11 protein-coding genes are annotated in these 17,251 nt (G+C 40.6%); 9 read left to right on the top strand and 2 right to left on the bottom strand.

The window, feature by feature from the left end:
* Window positions 1–2 precede the first annotated feature (2 nt).
* The 5 genes from BUR11_RS01380 to BUR11_RS01360 all read left to right on the top strand — a co-directional run bounded on the left by BUR11_RS01380 (window position 3) and on the right by BUR11_RS01360 (window position 6,169).
* Window positions 3–539 (top strand): hypothetical protein, encoded by a 537-nt coding sequence (locus BUR11_RS01380; protein ID WP_074223052.1) that lies wholly within the window; start codon window positions 3–5, stop codon window positions 537–539.
* Window positions 540–559: 20 nt separating this feature from the next.
* Complete coding sequence (locus BUR11_RS01375) at window positions 560–1,735, top strand: glycosyltransferase (protein WP_074223051.1); 1,176 nt, start codon at window positions 560–562, stop codon at window positions 1,733–1,735.
* Between the two features lie 2 nt (window positions 1,736–1,737).
* On the top strand, window positions 1,738–2,235 hold the full coding sequence (locus BUR11_RS01370) for a GtrA family protein (protein WP_074223050.1): 498 nt from the start codon (window positions 1,738–1,740) through the stop codon (window positions 2,233–2,235).
* Window positions 2,236–2,367: 132 nt separating this feature from the next.
* The gene (locus BUR11_RS01365) at window positions 2,368–4,587 is read left to right on the top strand and encodes a T9SS type A sorting domain-containing protein (RefSeq protein WP_084560832.1); all 2,220 of its coding nucleotides are present in this window, start codon (window positions 2,368–2,370) and stop codon (window positions 4,585–4,587) included.
* Window positions 4,588–4,840: 253 nt separating this feature from the next.
* Window positions 4,841–6,169 (top strand): ammonium transporter, encoded by a 1,329-nt coding sequence (locus BUR11_RS01360; protein ID WP_074225052.1) that lies wholly within the window; start codon window positions 4,841–4,843, stop codon window positions 6,167–6,169.
* Window positions 6,170–6,256: 87 nt separating this feature from the next.
* Here BUR11_RS01360 and BUR11_RS01355 read toward each other — a convergent pair whose 3' ends face one another.
* Window positions 6,257–6,751: a cupin domain-containing protein gene (locus BUR11_RS01355; RefSeq protein WP_074223048.1), complete on the bottom strand. Its 495-nt coding sequence runs from the start codon at window positions 6,749–6,751 to the stop codon at window positions 6,257–6,259.
* Between the two features lie 465 nt (window positions 6,752–7,216).
* Here BUR11_RS01355 and BUR11_RS01350 point away from each other — a divergent pair, with 465 nt between their 5' ends.
* The 3 genes from BUR11_RS01350 to BUR11_RS01340 all read left to right on the top strand — a co-directional run bounded on the left by BUR11_RS01350 (window position 7,217) and on the right by BUR11_RS01340 (window position 12,379).
* Window positions 7,217–9,724 carry a phosphocholine-specific phospholipase C gene (locus BUR11_RS01350; protein WP_074223047.1) on the top strand — a complete coding sequence of 836 codons (2,508 nt, stop codon included), beginning with the start codon at window positions 7,217–7,219 and terminating at the stop codon, window positions 9,722–9,724.
* A gap of 101 nt (window positions 9,725–9,825) precedes the next feature.
* Complete coding sequence (locus tag BUR11_RS01345; protein ID WP_143185790.1) at window positions 9,826–10,149, top strand: hypothetical protein; 324 nt, start codon at window positions 9,826–9,828, stop codon at window positions 10,147–10,149.
* 55 nt (window positions 10,150–10,204) lie between these two features.
* Window positions 10,205–12,379 carry a TonB-dependent receptor gene (locus BUR11_RS01340; RefSeq protein ID WP_074223045.1) on the top strand — a complete coding sequence of 725 codons (2,175 nt, stop codon included), beginning with the start codon at window positions 10,205–10,207 and terminating at the stop codon, window positions 12,377–12,379.
* A gap of 75 nt (window positions 12,380–12,454) precedes the next feature.
* Here BUR11_RS01340 and BUR11_RS01335 read toward each other — a convergent pair whose 3' ends face one another.
* Window positions 12,455–15,730, bottom strand: coding sequence for a glycosyl hydrolase (locus tag BUR11_RS01335; RefSeq protein WP_074223044.1), 3,276 nt, complete (start codon window positions 15,728–15,730; stop codon window positions 12,455–12,457).
* A 191-nt stretch (window positions 15,731–15,921) separates the two neighbouring features.
* Here BUR11_RS01335 and BUR11_RS01330 point away from each other — a divergent pair, with 191 nt between their 5' ends.
* Window positions 15,922–17,241, top strand: a complete 1,320-nt coding sequence (locus tag BUR11_RS01330) for an aminotransferase class I/II-fold pyridoxal phosphate-dependent enzyme (RefSeq protein ID WP_074223043.1) — start codon at window positions 15,922–15,924, stop codon at window positions 17,239–17,241.
* Window positions 17,242–17,251: the final 10 nt, after the last annotated feature.

The raw sequence follows: 17,251 nt of genomic DNA, 5'->3' as shown, positions 1-17,251 counted from the left end.
TCATGACTAGATGGATATTCTTGGGCTTTTTGATCATCGTGGGAACCCTCCTTGCCTCTATGGCCAGGTTACAGGAAAAGAATGATGACATTCCTTATTTTCTTAGGTACGATTCTCTAGCAGCCAACTCCAACCCAATCATAGAGCTAGAGGTGATTTCTACTCAAGTTCCTACAGAGGAGCAATTGGAAAAATTGAAACAGGACTATGCTGCGATCTGGGCACATTTAAATCAGCTTTATCAGTACCCCAACCCAAAACCTAGCAAGGAACGATTTACGGAGCGATTCTACCTACATCTTGCGAAAAACTACCAAGAAGGAATTTCTGGCTCCATCCAACGAAAAGATATCAGCCATTCCATTCAGATACAAACCTGGTCTAGAGACGGACTCTCATGCAATATTCTGGACCAAAGTGCCGAATTCAACTTAACATTCCCTGATGGCTCGACAGAGACTCAAACCTTCAAAATTGCCTTGAGCCTATTATTTCAAGGAGACAACTGGAGACTGGATGCCATCCGATTTATAGACTAAAAAATTTAAAAAATACAATCATGAAATTAGCATTTATTACCCCTTACCCTCCAAGTCAAGTGACTTTAAACGAGTACGGTTATCATTTAACCAGAAGCTTTTTGGGCAAAAATGGTATTGAGAAAATCTACATCCTTACCAATAACCTAGAAGATAACGCTGACTATTCACGTTATGCAACCGAAGGTCTGGAAATCATTCCTTGCTGGAATTTCGACAGTTGGTTTACGGTTTTGAACCTTCGCAAAAAACTCAAAGAACTTCAGCCAGATGCTGTGATTTTAAATCTCCAGTTCATGACGTTTGGAGCTGGAAAAATCCCAGCTGCTTTGGGTCTCTTGACTCCTTGGATGTGCAAATTGCTTGGCATCCCTTCCGTGACCATTCTTCATAACATCACCGAAACGGTGAACTTGGAGACGATTGGCATGGCAAATAGCAAATTGAAAGGAAAGCTTTTTCTATGGATCGGCGAGCAATTGACGAAATTCATCCTGAAATCGGATTTGGTGGGAGTGACCATCTCCCAGTATGTCACCATCCTAAAAGACAAATACAAAGCGAAAAACGTGATTCTGCTTCCCCATGGGAATTTTGAGCTTCCTGAGCGGAATTATGTTCCTGAAGACTCCAAGGAAATCAACTTAATGGCATTTGGAAAATTTGGCACCTACAAGAAAGCAGAGGTCATGATTGATGCCATGGAAATTTTGCAACAAAAATACCCTCACTTGAAATTCACCTCCACCGTGGCCGGTACCGATAACCCAAATGTGAAAGGATACATCGATGGCTTAAAAAGCAAATATGCTCACTTACCAAATGTGGAGTATACTGGATATATCCCTGAGGAAAAAGTATCCCAAATCTTCTGGGATAGTTCATTCGTGATATTTCCTTATACCACTACTACCGGGAGTTCGGGAATTTTGCATCAGGCGGGAAGCTATGGAAGAGCTTGCATACTACCCAAAATAGATGACCTGGAGCGAGTGGTAGAAGAAGAAGGTTATGGTGGAGCTTATTTTGAAACAGACAATGCAGAAAGTTTAGCCAATGCAGTATCCTATTTGGTAGAAAACCCTGAAGAAAGAAAAAAGATCGAGGATCAGAACTACAAAGCTGCCAAAGGTCTCCCAATGAGTGAATTAGCTCAATGGTATTTAAGTCATATCCATCAACTTGTCGCCAATTAATCATGATCTTACAACTAAACCGAGGAATTGAAGGCTTTTTGCAGCTTTTTTACCCCATCTTCAGAAAATGGTTGGCCTTTGACATCTATGCCTATCTAGCTGTAGGTGCAATCAACACTGCATTAAACATCTTCTTGTTTGCCATCCTATACGAATTTATTCTTCCAAAAGAAGGCTGGACCCTAGCTGGATATACAGTGGCGTCTTATACCGTTGCTTTATTAATAGCATTCCTTGTGACCATTCCAACCGGTTTTTGGCTCAGTAAAAATTTTGCTTTCAGAAGTACAGCCATGGGAACCAGAAAAACAGGCAAACAACTCCTGAAATACATCTTGGTCGTGGGACAAGGTTTAGGGAGCGATTACCTGATTTTAAAGGGATTGATTCTGTTTGTAAATATGGAGCCAACCCTCGCCAAAATCTTCTCCACTATCATCGTGCTAACCCTCAACTACCTGCTTCAAAAGTACTTCACATTCAAAAAATCTGAGGTTTAGTTTTCCAAAATATGGAATATCGAATCAAGTATTCCTAAATACGGAAAATTAAAATTTATTAAGTGTTGATTTTCAGTTACTTATAATTTGGCTTCTGAATTGGCATATACAAACAGATCAACATACAATGTCATGATGAAAATTATTCTTTCCTACATTCGCTTCATTACTTTCTGGACAATATTAGTCTGTTTAAGTCATTATGCTATGAGTCAGGAAGTGGATAATAAGAGATGCCCTCAGGTCTATAAAAGAAATAATGGGAATGGGCAGCAAGTCACTGAGTTTGCCTCGAATATCAGCCCTGCAAGCATTTATTACTTAAGTGCACTTTCGAAGTTTAACCAAGGGAATTTCACCTTTGGTTGGGGAGAGCCAATTTTATACCCACCAGTAATTTCAAAAACATGGGTTACTTCCACAGAAGGTGTACAAGCTTTGAACTGGGCATTTGGAAACAATACCACAGGAAGTCCATTCAACCCACCAGGGATCCCTTCAGGAAATGAAGTTCAATACACATTCTATCACAATAACCTTCCAACGGCTGGTTTGATCACGATTGAATTTACGGATTCTCAAGACGGATTGCCACTTTGCGTTTGTACTTACCCTTTAACCTCTGGCTCCTCCACAGAAGGTTCCTTGATCAATCAGGAAAACTTACGTGTTAGCTCAGGAAGTGACGGCGGATTGGAAAGTAAGAGCTTGGGAACGGCAGTTGTCAATCAAGTTTTTGAGCGATTTTCAAATGGAAACGCCCCTTTGGATTACCGAAAAAAAGAAGATCTTCAAAATTTCAAAAAAGCCAAAATAAATGGAATGCAGCTCTCTGCTTTTATACCAGATGAGCAGGTTTTGGGATCAGATTTTAAGGGATATATCACCAGTCCCACAGAATTATTGGGAATGACAAATGCTGAAGAAGTAATCTCAGTAGACTATTTAACCGAAGGAAACAACCTAGCAACTTTCTTTGCCACCAAAACCTCTTCCAACGTCTACGAGCATTCCAAATACGTTTGCGATAGACTCAAAGGTGCCGAGATCCTTTCTATCGACAGTGTGCAGGTGGGTAAATTCAACTTCATCCGAAGCTTATTGAAACCTGTGTCTGGATTAAATGAATATGCGATTTCCTTTTCGGTTGGAATGAATGCTAATTCCGATGAACTCCATTTACAATCTGCTTGGCTTTTAGAAGAATACGAGAATGAAGAAAGCTTTTATAATTTTCAGTTTTGGAGTGCCGATGGAAAACTCCTTCAATCTATGATTGAAAACGTACTTGCTCAGTTGACCTCTTTTGGAAAACTAAGCCAGACCGTTTCCAAAACCAATCCAACCCTATTTGTAAGTAAAACAGAAAGAGATCTCTTCGATCCTAGCAAAGTTCATCTCACTATTTGGAACCGATCAATACAAAATTCCGCTATCCTTCAGCTTACCTCAAAGCCTAATGAAAACGCCGATACTCCGGAAATCAGTACACTAGAGGTTTCCTTAAACCCACTAGGATCCACTAGCTTAACTTTGGACATTCAGGATTATGCAGAGGTAGCCGTCGATCTTTTAGATGAAACCAGTAAAACTGATTATCTCTATCAGAGTGATGGTATCTGGGCACATTATCTTCCTCAAGGAGGACAGCTCCTCCAATACCAAATTCAGAATGAACCCAATAAGGGTCATAAAAATGGAGAATACCCCATATTCAGAAATGTGACATTTGCTTCCTCCGGTTCCGACTATGCCACCGTGTATAAAACCATTAAAGGGGGCGCGATCCCTGCAGATTTAAGCAATTATTCCTACTTGAATTTCAATGCTTCAGGGACTGGAAAAATGACGATTCGATTGGTCAAATCCTCCATCCAAAACTTCAATGCTCATTATAGCTATACCTTTGATTTGCAACAAGAATCTAAGGCTTATAGCATTCCATTGGATCGCTTTAGTTCCACGGATTTAAAAGAGAAAGTAAATCTAAATGACCTGGTTATTTTATCTTTTACCGGAGAAAACCAAAAAGACATTGAGATAAACCTAAGTAACATTCGGTTTTCCAATGAAAAAGAAGTTGCCCTTTCAAAGAGCAGGGAAATAAAAGTATACCCCAATCCTTTTCAAGAGCAGACAAGCATCCTCTTTGAATCTCAATTTGGAGGTCAAATGGAATTGGGAATTTATCAACTTGATTCTGGAAACCTGGTAGAACGCCACCTCATTGAAACAAAAGCTGGTCAAAACCAACAACAACTTGAATTTGGGAAAGGAATAAAAAAAGGAATCTACATTCTAAAAATTTCATCCAATTTGGAGTTACTGACTTCAAAATTACTGGTTCAATAAATGCGTTTTTACCTATGAAAGCATTTACTAAAACCTGTAAAAAGAATTTCATCTCAGTCCTTAAAAAAATCACTCTAAGGCATCTGGGGCTAAAATCTATGATAACCCTTTAATTATAAACACATTACAAAACATTACTTTTCATTACTTTATAGTCCTGAATCGATAAATAATGGTTTTTAATTCTGCATTCATCAATTTATTCAGAATAAAAAATTAAAACCATTATTTTTGGGCCATGAATAAAACAGGTATGAAGTTCAAGTGGAAACTTGCCTTCTTGATTACAATTGCAGCACCGGTACTGGGCTTATTTTGGAAGCATGCCAGCCCGGTATTAGAAAATTTTGGAACCGCAGAAGATTTAGTATTTGCAGACATCGCCTGGCTTTTGACGGCCTCCTGTCTGGTACTTTTGATGACCCCAGGTCTCTCTTTATTTTATGGGGGAATGGTAGGTAAGAAAAACCTGATTTCTACCATGCTACAAAGTTTTATTTCACTTGGTGTTGTAACCATGCTTTGGGTGGTCGTGGGATTTAGCCTTGCATTTGGGGATCCAATCGGCATTACCATTGGAGGTGACACCTATGGAATCATTGGGAATCCTTTCCAATATTTATTCTTTGATCAAGTGGCTGAATTGCCTCATAAAGCGCTGGGGAGCACCATTCCATTTATCCTCTTTGCGTTGTTTCAGATGAAGTTTGCAGTGATTACTCCAGCAATCATCACAGGGTCTTTTGCAGAACGAGTAAGGTTTATAGGCTACCTATTCTTCATTGGTATTTTCTGTCTTTTCGTATATGCGCCCCTATGCCATATGGTTTGGCATCCGAATGGACTCATCGGTTCCTATTTCGGAGTGTTGGATTTTGCCGGAGGAACTGTCGTACATATCAGTGCAGGGATGGCCTCCCTGGCCGGAGCCTTGTTCTTAGGTAAAAGAAACAAACCCCATCATGAGCCTTCTAACATCACCTATGTATTGCTTGGTACCGGAATGCTTTGGTTTGGATGGTTTGGTTTCAATGCAGGTTCTTCGTTCGGAGCAAATGGAACTGCAGCCATTGCATTTGCTACGACGACCATCAGTTCCGCAACTGCGATGATGACCTGGGTTTTATTTGACAGAATACAAGGAAGAAAGATATCGGCCCTTCAAGCATGTATCGGTGCTGTGGTAGGGTTGGTTGTCATCACGCCTGCTGCAGGCTACATCACGGTGCCGGAAAGCTTCTTCTTTGGAGCAGTGGGGGCGATCGTTTCAAACCTTGCAATGAATGCCAAATTCTTAAAGAAAATTGATGACACTTTGGACGTTTTTGCTTGCCATGGGATCGGAGGAATTATGGGAATGATTCTCACCGCCATTTTTGCTGGTAAAGAAGGTTCAAGCTTACTCCATGGAGGAATCGGAGTGTTTGCTTCTCACATGGTAGTTTTAATCGGAGTATGTATTTTCTCCTTCGGAATGGGCTATTTGATCTTCTTTGTCCTCAATAAATTTGTCACACTTCGCGTTCGCGAGGAATACGAGGAAGTAGGCCTGGATATTTCTCAACATGGAGAGTCCATCTAATAGATCAAACTAACATTAAAAAAGTGCCTCAGAGAATGTCTGAGGCACTTTTTTAATGCAAATTATTTTGTTAGCAACCTCCTTAAATCATCTTCCAAAATCATCCTGAAGGCGGACGATATCCTCTTCATCTGATGGGTTTTCGGCATCTGTATGTTGCCAGATTTCAGCCACAACTCCCCAATCCTTCAAGCCAATCAGGCGATGACGTTCTCCTTGTTGAAGCTTGATTTTATCTCCTTTTGATAAATTCTTGATTTCGCTTTCTTCATCCGTCAAACTCGTCGCGACAGCTACTTCCCCTTCAATACATCTCCAAATTTCAGCTCTTCGGAAATGATATTGCCAGCTCAACCTTTTTTCAGGAGCTACCAACAATATTTTTGGACTCAGTTTTTCTGAAATCTTCAAGGCTTCAAAATTCTCCTCTGGAAAAAATTCTTTGGCAAATTGTGCTGCTTGAGATTCGTCAATTACTAAAAATCCACCCCAAGGTCTTTCTCTGTCCTCTTTTACAATGGTAAAACCTAATTCGGCCATTAAGCCCTCTGCTTTTTCAAAAACTTCTTCTTTTACTCTCATTCAATTATTGATTTTCTATAGATCACCTATTGTTAAATTCCGAATAATTTCAAAAGGATTCACTACCCGCTTCCTACAGTTCCCTCACACTTCTAGCTCTCCTTTTAATCACAAATTCACTTTCCAATACTAACTCGATTCAGTTTCAAAAATTATTTTAAAATCCTTAAAAAATTGGATCAAGAGATTCGGAAAAGCCAGTGGCTATTCACTGGAAGTTCTCGGATTTCTTGGGTTAATGCCCACTAAGATCGCATATCCAATGATTAAATTCAAAAGGTTTACTCACCAAATATGTAAGAATTTAAGGGCAAGCCTGTATCTCAAGGGATTTCATACTATCTTCCCGTTTCTTCATTAGCTAAAAAGAACTCTTTTGATTTTTCACTTTTGATCATGAAAAGCTAACCATTTATTAACCATTTATTTTCCGCCTTAAATCAGGCACCCAAGTAATTTTCCACCATGAAAGAATCAAGGAGAGAATTTCTCAAAAAGACGGCACTATTAAGCGGAGCCGCGGGACTTTGGCAAGTATTACCAAGTTCTATAGAAAAAGCATTGGCTATCAGTCCTGACCCAGGTACTACTTTTGAAGATGCTGAGCATGTGGTCATGCTGATGCAGGAGAATCGATCATTTGACCATTGCTTTGGAACACTTCGAGGGGTAAGAGGCTACAATGACCCAAGAGCCATTTCCATTCCCGGAAAACTTCCAGTTTGGATGCAAGCGGATAATCAAGGCACCCACTTCCCTCCTTTCCGTTTAGACATTCAGGCTACTAAAGCTACTTGGATGCGTGACATTCCACATTCTTGGGAGGACCAAGTAGATGCTAGGAACCAAGGAAAATACAATGGTTGGATTGAAGCCAAAAGACCAGGAAGGGAAGAATTTAAAGAAATCCCCTTGACTATGGGCTATTACACCAGAGAGGACATCCCATTCTACTATGCATTGGCGGATGCCTTTACCGTTTTTGACCAGCATTTTTGTGCAGCGTTAACTGGGACCACTACGAATAGAAGTTATTTCTGGACCGGAAAAACCCATGGAGAAAAAGGGGATAAAGCCAAGGTTAGAAATGGAGAAGCAACCTACAGTAAGGAAGTTAATTGGACAACTTTCCCGGAAAGACTAGAACAACTGGGAATCTCCTGGAAAGTGTATCAAAATGAAATCAGCATTCCTTCCTTGGTAGAGGATTCCTCCTTATTGGCAAATTTCACTGACAATAACCTGGAATGGTTTTCTCAATACCATGTGTTTTTTAGCTCTGGATATTATGAGTTTCTGGAGAAGCAACAGCCCATCATTGAACAGGAATTGAACAATTTCGAAAAGAACGGAATGCCCGAAGGTGCTGGAGAAGGTTATTTGGAAGAAATTGAGAAAAAGCGGGAGGAGCTAAAAATGGTAAAGGAACACTTGGTCAAATACCATCCAGACAATTTTGAAAAGCTCTCTGAATTTGAAAAAAGTATTCATCGCAAGGCATTTGCCAGAAACACAGGGGATGAGGATTTTCAAAAAATCGAACGGATCGATTATTCAGAAAATGGAGAAGAACGAACCATTTCGGTTCCTAAAGGGGACATTCTCTATCAATTCAGAAAAGATGTGAAAGAGGGAAATTTGCCTGCTGTTACCTGGCTGGTCGCCCCTCAAAAATTCTCTGATCACCCTAGTGCTCCATGGTATGGTGCCTGGTATGTATCTGAAGTCATGGATATCTTGACCCAGGATCCTGAAGTCTGGAAAAAAACCATTTTTATACTGAATTATGACGAAAATGACGGCTATTTTGATCATCAGCCTCCTTTTGTAGTTCCAGATCCAAAGAATCTAGAAGAAGGCATTATTTCAAATGGTGTAAACACCGAGGGAGAATATGTCTATAAAGAAGAGGAAAAAACAGCGGGTTTTAAGGAGGAAGATTGCAGAACCAGCCCGGTTGGCTTAGGATATAGAGTACCCCTAATCGTAGCTTCTCCATGGTCTCGAGGTGGATATGTTAATTCTCAGGTATCAGACATTACCTCCACCATCCAGTTTCTGGAAAAGTTCCTAAGCAAAAAGTCAGGTAAAAAGGTTGAGGAGCCTAACATTTCTGGGTGGAGACGTATGGTTTCCGGGGATTTGATTTCTGCTTTTAGACCCTATCATGGGGAACCACTGGAAAAGTTAAAGCCCCTGGATCGAAATGAGTTGATGACTCAAATTCATAAAGCACAATTCAAGTCATTGCCAGATAATTTTATGGCTATTCCAGCTTCTGAAGCTAATAATTGGGATACAGCTCGATTACAAAAAGAAGGAAGTCTCCCTGGTCAGGAAAAAGGAAGTAGACCCTCCAATCCTCTGAATTATGATCTTCGGGTCAACGGAAAACTCAGCGCTGATAAAAAATCTTTTCAAATCAGTTTTGAAGCCTCTCAGGAACTCTTTGGAGAGAATTCCTGGGGCGCCCCATTTCAAGTGTATGCGCCTGGAAAATTCAAAAGCATGGATTCCAATAATTGGGAAGAAGCACGAGTTTGGCAGTTTGCAGTGAAAGCTGGGGACCAACTGGAATATGTTTGGCCTTTGACTGATTTTGAAGACGGAAAATTCCATCTCAGGGTCTATGGACCTAATGGCTTTTACAGAGAGTTCAAAGGATCCTCGTCTTCATCCATTTTGGAAATTGACATGCAACCCATTCAAATGGGTGGATCCATCAGTAGATCTGTGAACTTACTATTGACCAGTCAATTGGGGCCTTCTGCCATTCAAATCGTAGAAAATAATTATCGAGAAGGAAACTATTCATTCTCATTGGCGACAGGAAAATCAATCCTCAAAGAATTGAATTTTGAATCTTCACAAGGATGGTACGATTTCACTGTCAAAGCCGATGGACTGGAAAGCACCTTTGCCGGAAGATCGGAAAATGGAGAAGAAAGTATATCAGATCCGCTCATTTCCTGATTTAAAAACCACCAATACTTTCAAAAGCCTCGTAAGCCACGAGGCTTTTTTATTTGCGACTTGATTCTTTTATCTAGTGATCAATTTTTTACATTTGAAGGATGAAGATTTTATCGGTTTTAATGGCGCTGCTCTCTTTTTGGCTGACAGGTATGCCTTGTTGCAGCATGGAAAAAAGCTGTGATACTACCGAGGTCAACCTAGCATCAGACGTTGGCTCAGAGGAAGACTGCGAGGATCATCTGCCTTGTTCCCCATTCTATTCCTGTGGAACCTGTACTGGATTTTCCACAGAAAAATTCTCCTTCCCAATTCTTCACATTTCCGAAGAAATCAAATCCCAACCGATCCTTTTTTGGAAAGCACCTATTTCGGAGCAACATAGCATGAGAATCGAAAAGCCACCGGGCGATCCAATCTCCTAACTCGCCTCGCTCAAACCGAGCACCTCTCGTCTAGTTTCCATACGATCAATCAATCATGCTAAAATATTTATTAGTAGGCATTTCCCTAGGTATCTGTCACCTTGCCTATTCCCAAACCGACTACCAAGCTAAAATCAGTGATAAAGACTCGGGAGCTCCTTTGGTAGGAGCTACTATATTGATAAAAGAAATACCTCTCGGAGCTGTTTCTGATGAAAATGGTTTGGTACTTCTTGAACAAGTTCCAGATGGCACCTTTACCTTGGAAATTCGGTACCTGGGGTATGAAACCCTGCGAATCAAACGGGCTTTTCCTGTGGGCCTTTCAGAGATGCCAGAAGAATTTTCTCTTGATCATTCTGAGGAAGAGATGGAAGAACTGCTCGTTCAATCCAATCGAAGTTCCAGAGTCATAGAGGATGTTCCGACAAGGGTAGAAATCATTGCAGGAGAAGAACTCTCAGAAAAAGGAAACATGAAACCTGGAGATATCCGGATGCTTCTCAATGAAAGTACGGGGATTCAAACTCAGCAGACCTCCGCTACGAGTTACAACTCCAGCATTAGAATACAAGGTTTGGATGGAAAATACACCCAACTATTGAGAGATGGACTTCCCATATATGCAGGGTATTCTTCCGGGTTGAGCCTGATGCAAATTGCACCATTGGACTTAGCTCAAGTGGAAGTGATCAAAGGAGCCTCCTCTACCCTATATGGAGGAGGAGCCATCGCTGGATTGGTCAATTTGATTTCCAAAAGCCCTCAGGAAGAACCCGAATTGTCCATAATGCTTAATGCCACCTCCGCATTGGGATTAGATGCAAGTGCCTTTTATGCGGCAAAAAAAGGAAAAATAGGCACTACCATTTTCACCTCCTACAACAAAGGAACTGCTTATGATCCTGCAGATATCGGATTGACTGCCATCCCAAAATTCGACCGATGGACCATCAACCCAAAACTTTTCTGGGACATCCATCCCAATTCAAGCTTAACCCTGGGATTGAACTTAATGAAGGAAGATAGATTGGGAGGAAATTTAGATTTTATTAAAGGAGCGGAAGTGTCAAACCCTTATTTTGAAAAGAATACCACGGATCGTGTTTCCACTAGCCTGAACTATGATCTTCAACTAAATGAAGCAACTCAATTTCAAGTAAAAAACAGTTACAGCTATTATGACAGAAGCATAGAAATCCCTGATTTCCTGTTTTCGGGGAAGCAATATTCTTCTTTCTCTGAAGTAAATATCAGCACCAAAGGAAACCAATCAGAATGGATAGGAGGACTGAATTTATGGACGGATCAATTCGTCCAACAAGAAGGAAATGAGGACACTCCCCTTGATTACAATCTGAATACCTATGGGGCTTTTGTCCAAAACCTATGGAATGCATCCGAGCAATGGACTTTTGAAACAGGATTCAGGCTGGATTATCAGAAAGAGTATGGAGTATTTCCCCTGCCGAAGTTCTCAGCCATGTACAAACCTACCGATGCACTCACATTTCGACTTGGTGGCGGGTTGGGATATAAATCCCCAACCGTATTTACAGAAGATGCCGAGCGGATTCATTTCCAATATATTTCCCCCATAAATCCGGATCTTTTTGAGGCAGAAAAATCATCTGGAGCCAACCTGGACCTCAATTATAAAGTCGCATTTGGAGAGGAACTATCTTTGGTAGCCAATACCCTTTTATTTTATACCAGCATTCAAAACCCACTTTTACTTACTCCAACAGGGAATAATTATGAATTTCAACAGCCCACAGGAAACTTGGAGACCAAAGGCCTAGAACTTAACATGAAATGGAATTACAAGGATTTTAAACTATTTGTAGGATATACCTTTGCCGATGTTCATCAACAATACAATGATATAAAATCAACTTACCCCTTGGTGGCAAAACACCGCATCAACAATGTGTTGATGTATGAAAAGCATGAGAATTTTTGGATCGGTCTGGAAGCATATTATTTCAGTCCTCAGCAACTGAATGATGGGGAGGAAGGAAAATCCTATTGGATTGTGGGATTGATGAGTGAGAAGAAATTTGGAGAATCTTTTTCCATATTCCTGAATTTTGAAAATTTTCTGGATACCCGCCAAACCCGGTTTGACACCATTTATACAGGCAGTATTTCCAATCCAGAATTCAGGGATATTTACGCCCCTGTGGATGGATTTGTTATCAATGGAGGAATCAAATTCAGACTCTTGTAAAATGTGAATCACATATAACCTTAGATTAAAAATCCCTGGATTCCTCCAGGGATTTTTAAGTTCAAATTGCCATCACTAATCCACTTTCATGATCTTAACCGGCCCCAACAATCCTGATTCCATTAATGGGGAATTTGCCTGGTAAAATGGCATGGTGGTAAAAGTAGATGTATTGGCTTCCGTTTGCGCATCGCCAATGAGTCTATTGACCCAGGTATTGACTACCCTAATTTCTAATTGATTTTCTCCTTGCTTCAAAGCTTTGGTGATGTCCAGTTTGAATGGGGTTTTCCAAACAATCCCCAGATTCTTTCCATTTAGGATTACTTCTGCGAGATACTTCACAGATCCCAAATCCAACTCATATTTTGCCTCATTCTCTTTTTCTGGAAGATTAAAAATGTTCGTATAATTAGCAGTTCCAGAATAGTATTTGATTTCTTGATCTTCATTGGTTGACCAAGAAGTCAAGGTTGAAAAATCTTTAACTAGTCCTCCAAAATCCACTTTCCAGGGTCCAGTTACTTTTTGAACCTCCGTTTCACTTTTCTCTGCAAAAGTGACTGAATTGACGGTCAAATCTCCTTCAAAAACGATGAAAAAAGCACCCCAAGACTCAAAATCCAATGGAATTTCAGTCCTTCCATCTATTACCTCATAGGATACCCCTTCTGTTTCCCCTGTGATCGGGTTCCATTTTAAGGGAAGTTTTCCTGAGGTTCTGACGCTAACCAAAGCTTGGGTTGGATTTACATTCCTGTTATTAAACCAATAAATATCTGCGGTAGCTGATTTTCGATGTCGGAAAAGAATTTCATGGTCTGTTCCGCTTACGCTTACATCAGGCTGGACGGGTAGTTGTAAATTCTCTCCTACATTTTCCAGCTCCCATATTTCATTGGCTAGCTGTTTGAAGACCTCTTCATTATCCGACAAACTTGGGGACTTAACAGGCTTTTTTCCGATGATTTTCACTCCTGCATCAGCTAAAGATTTTAGCTTTTCCAATACAGACAAGGTCATTAATTTCGCACTTTCATCCAGCATCAACACTTCATAGGTGTTCCCACTTTTGGCTTTCAGCCTTCCTCCATCAGCAGTAATTGCCTCTTTCAAAACAGTAGAATTCACAAAGTCAAATTCGTACCCACTTGGAATAGTGGGGAGCTCTTCTCTAGCCAGCCAGGTAATATTGGTGTTCTCACCATAGTAATAAAGGATATCTGCTACATTCCTCCCTTGTTGAAGCATATAGGAACTCCTGCCCAAATAATCAATCCAAGGTTTGGCCATGTCTGCCCAAGTCTCTTGTCTGGTAAAGTACTGACCAAATGGCCCCAAGGAAAATCCAGGCTTTTTATCATCCAAAGGCTGGTGAACGGAAGTATGAATTACAAAACGGTTGAGGCCTGAGGCCAATTCCAGATCAGCCGTCCTTTTCAAACGTTCAGGATATTCCTGAAATGGCCTTCCTACTGAAGTCATGGATTCGGCTGCGACAAAAGGTTTTCCATAAATATTTGCCACGGAGGCGGATTCTCGTATGTCGGCCTCACTTCTTACTTCTTCATCTGACCCACCTGCCAAACTTCCCGGCGTCCACATGGCTGACATAGGAATATCCGCATGACGCTTTACATCCATTCCATCAGCCAAATAAATCCTCTTATTTTCATGGGATTCCGTATAGCGGCGCATCCCTCTTTTATGAAGCTCTTCCCCAATCACATCGTAGTGATTATCAGATATCATTTCCCCGATGGTTTTTCTAAAATCCCAGAGAAATTTCTCGCTATCTTCTCTACTGTTTACTAACATCCCTGTCAGTACAGGAACATAAGGCACCATGCTATATCCTCTTCTCTTCTCAAATTCAATAGGAAAGTCTGCTGTCCAAGTCATATGCCCTGCTTCATAACTATCCAAAATCATGTATTCCAATCCTTCAGGGCCTAACTTCCCACCCGTTGCATCTTCGTATAAATCCAAATAATGGTTGATATACCTTCGTACTGCTTCCTTGTCTAACTTATCCACTTCTAAACCGGTAGCTTCAGGAGATGCAGGATGATTTTGGCGGCCTGTAAGCGAGTATCCGAAGCGGATAATTTTCCATTTCCCAGCAGGTGCATTCCAGCTGAAGGAACCATCTGGCTTCATTTGAGAAGTAAGATCAATGATTTGGTTCTTTGGCAGTACTTCATCACTTGATAAGTTGACTTCCATTTCTGCCAGCGCATAATCTTCAGTCCAAGGAGAAAACCCAGCCTTATCCTCCACCTGATCAATTCTGGATGTAGTGTACAATTGAAATTCTGCTACTTGAACCCCAGCAGGTTTGGGCTCTTCCATGGGTCCACCTGCCATCGCAGCAAATAAGTTGACTTCACCGGGTAAAGTTTCGAAACAGATTCTCCAATATTTAGCAGTAACGGGAGCAAATGAAACGGTATTGAAAGGAACGGTACTTCCTGAAACTTTGGCGATGGTCCTGAAATTCACGCCATCTTCACTGACTTTGAGACTACGGTTCTCCGGACCTCCATTGAATTCTGCTAAAGCACCATTCATTGCTCCAGAAACACTCATTGCTTTGAAAGTTTGAGACTGGTCGAATGCATATTGAATCCACATATCCTCTCCAACTTCCATGGGAGGCAAAAATCCACCCTCGTCAATTTGACCATCCAAAAGCAAGTTTGGGTCAAAGTCGCCCCCACTTCTGGTGATTTTAGGGTCTAACTCCTGAATTGATTTCTCATTTTCTGGAACTGGAAATGCCACGACCAAAGCATCTTTGTAAAACTTGGGTTCCTCACCTATAAAACCTCCAGAAATCCCTCCGCCTTCCACGTGTGCATCCTGGTATTTCCCTGTCTGAGCAGAAGGTTGAGGCAATAAAATCTGAATGGATTCACCTCCTTTTACCAAGGTTTCTGTCCAGACATATTTTTTCATGGCATCTTCCGGTGTAACCCATGGCCCTCCTGTGACCGACCAACCAGGGGAACCCGCAATGGCCATTTCCAGCTCTTTATCTCCTGCTAAATCAGTGGCATACTGGAATGCCTCCTTCCAGGCAGGAGTCATAAAGACTAACTTCTCCTCCACAACTACTGGAGTAAATAAGTTGGCATCAAAATTCTGAAAGCCTCCAATCCCCGTTTTCTCCATCCAATCCAAATCTTTCCTTATCCCCTCTTTTGTAATATTTCCATTCATCCAATGCCACCAAACCCTAGGTTTTGCTTCTTGGGGAGGCTGAAGAAAACTAGATTGTTGAATGGATGATTGTGAAAAAGCATGATTGGTCAATCCCACAAAAAATAGGATATAGATTAGTTTCTTCATGGAAATTTTGGGTTTGAAGTTTACATAGTTGTAGAAACAATCATTAATGTAACAAAATGAAACAATACAACTATTCTGTACTATCCTTATTCCCAAATTTTTTAACAATTACCAAGTTTTAGATTACTACTACATATTATTGGATTTCAATGAAGCTATGATTAGTTTTTGTTTTACAATCTTAATAAGTAATGAATTCAGCTTTTCTTTCTAAAAAAGGCACTGCGGCGGCCCAAAAACCCGCAAGGGTTGACATGGACCTTTATTTTGAAGCCATGAAAAACCGATTTCACGCTCAAGAGAATCCAGAAGGAGCATTTCCAATGAACGTGGCAGAGAATCACCTTTGTTGGGAAATGCTGAAAAATAGAATCCAAAAAGTAACAAGAGAAAAAAACATTCCCAATTGGGTTGCTAGCTATGGGGATCCATCTGGTATTCCGAAATTTAAAGAGGCTACCGCCAATTTTTTATCCAAATTTTTAATTAAAGAGAAGGTCAACCCTGAATCATTGGCTTTCTCGGTAGGAGCTACCTCCGTAATTGAAATGACCGCATTTTTACTAGGAGATCCGGGAGATACTGCAGTGATTCCTGCTCCAAGTTACCCCGTGTACACAGGGGATATTGGTGTGTTTCCTAGCATACAGCGCTATGACCTACAAACGCACCAAAAAATGGAGGAACTCAATAATGGGATTCCTATTCATACCGATCAATTAGAACAAGCAAAACGTGACATAGAAGCGGCCGGTAGCAGATTCAGGATGTTAATCTTAACTAGTCCTGACAATCCTACTGGAGCTATTTACAGCGAGCAACAATTACGTCAACTTGCAGATTGGTGCATTTCACATCAAATCCATTTAGTGGTTAATGAAATTTATGGGCTCACTCCCATCAACCATCGGCACCCTGAAATAAAGGATGATTATCCGAACCCGATCCAATTTGTTTCCTTTGGTAAAATCATGGCTGAATATCATAGCCCTTTTCTTCATTTCTGGTATTCCTTTTCAAAAGATTTTGGAATATCTGGGTTTAGAGTAGGCCTGCTTCACTCTCTTAATGAAGACTTGATCAAAGCCTATAGAAATATCGGATTGAGTCATTCAATCTCTAACTACACTCAATGGGTGCTTGCAGAAGTATTAAATGATTTGGAATTCCTTGAACAGTATTTTTCTTCTTTCCAAAAAGCCCTAACCGAGTCTTACCTAATTGTAAGTCGTACGCTCAAGGATCTTAGTATCCCTTTCAATCCTTCCTATGGTAGTCTTTTTACTTGGATGGACTTATCTGAATTTCTAAACGAGAAATCTGATTTGGGGGAAGAAGAGTTATGGTTGGACATTTATCAACAAACAAAGATCTTATTAACTCCAACCCATGGGTTTGGTCATCAGCAAAAAGGTTTATTTAGAATGGTAATCACTAGTTTTGATCACTCAGATCTAGAGATAGCAATGGGCAGAATAAAGGAATATGTTCTAAAGAAGAGAAATGGCTAATTCCAAGCAG

The organism is Algoriphagus halophilus (assembly GCF_900129785.1).
Lineage (GTDB): Bacteria > Bacteroidota > Bacteroidia > Cytophagales > Cyclobacteriaceae > Algoriphagus > Algoriphagus halophilus.
Note: the sequence above shows the minus strand (reverse complement) of the source record. Positions and strands in the feature narration are given on the sequence as shown.

Coding starts and splice junctions, on each gene's coding strand:
- BUR11_RS01340 (WP_074223045.1), top strand. CDS start 10,205: ATGCTAAAATATTTATTAGTAGGCATTTCCCTAGGTATCTGTCACCTT.
- BUR11_RS01365 (WP_084560832.1), top strand. CDS start 2,368: ATGATGAAAATTATTCTTTCCTACATTCGCTTCATTACTTTCTGGACA.
- BUR11_RS01335 (WP_074223044.1), bottom strand. CDS start 15,730: ATGAAGAAACTAATCTATATCCTATTTTTTGTGGGATTGACCAATCAT.
- BUR11_RS01355 (WP_074223048.1), bottom strand. CDS start 6,751: ATGAGAGTAAAAGAAGAAGTTTTTGAAAAAGCAGAGGGCTTAATGGCC.
- BUR11_RS01375 (WP_074223051.1), top strand. CDS start 560: ATGAAATTAGCATTTATTACCCCTTACCCTCCAAGTCAAGTGACTTTA.
- BUR11_RS01360 (WP_074225052.1), top strand. CDS start 4,841: ATGAAGTTCAAGTGGAAACTTGCCTTCTTGATTACAATTGCAGCACCG.
- BUR11_RS01370 (WP_074223050.1), top strand. CDS start 1,738: ATGATCTTACAACTAAACCGAGGAATTGAAGGCTTTTTGCAGCTTTTT.
- BUR11_RS01330 (WP_074223043.1), top strand. CDS start 15,922: ATGAATTCAGCTTTTCTTTCTAAAAAAGGCACTGCGGCGGCCCAAAAA.
- BUR11_RS01380 (WP_074223052.1), top strand. CDS start 3: ATGACTAGATGGATATTCTTGGGCTTTTTGATCATCGTGGGAACCCTC.
- BUR11_RS01345 (WP_143185790.1), top strand. CDS start 9,826: ATGAAGATTTTATCGGTTTTAATGGCGCTGCTCTCTTTTTGGCTGACA.
- BUR11_RS01350 (WP_074223047.1), top strand. CDS start 7,217: ATGAAAGAATCAAGGAGAGAATTTCTCAAAAAGACGGCACTATTAAGC.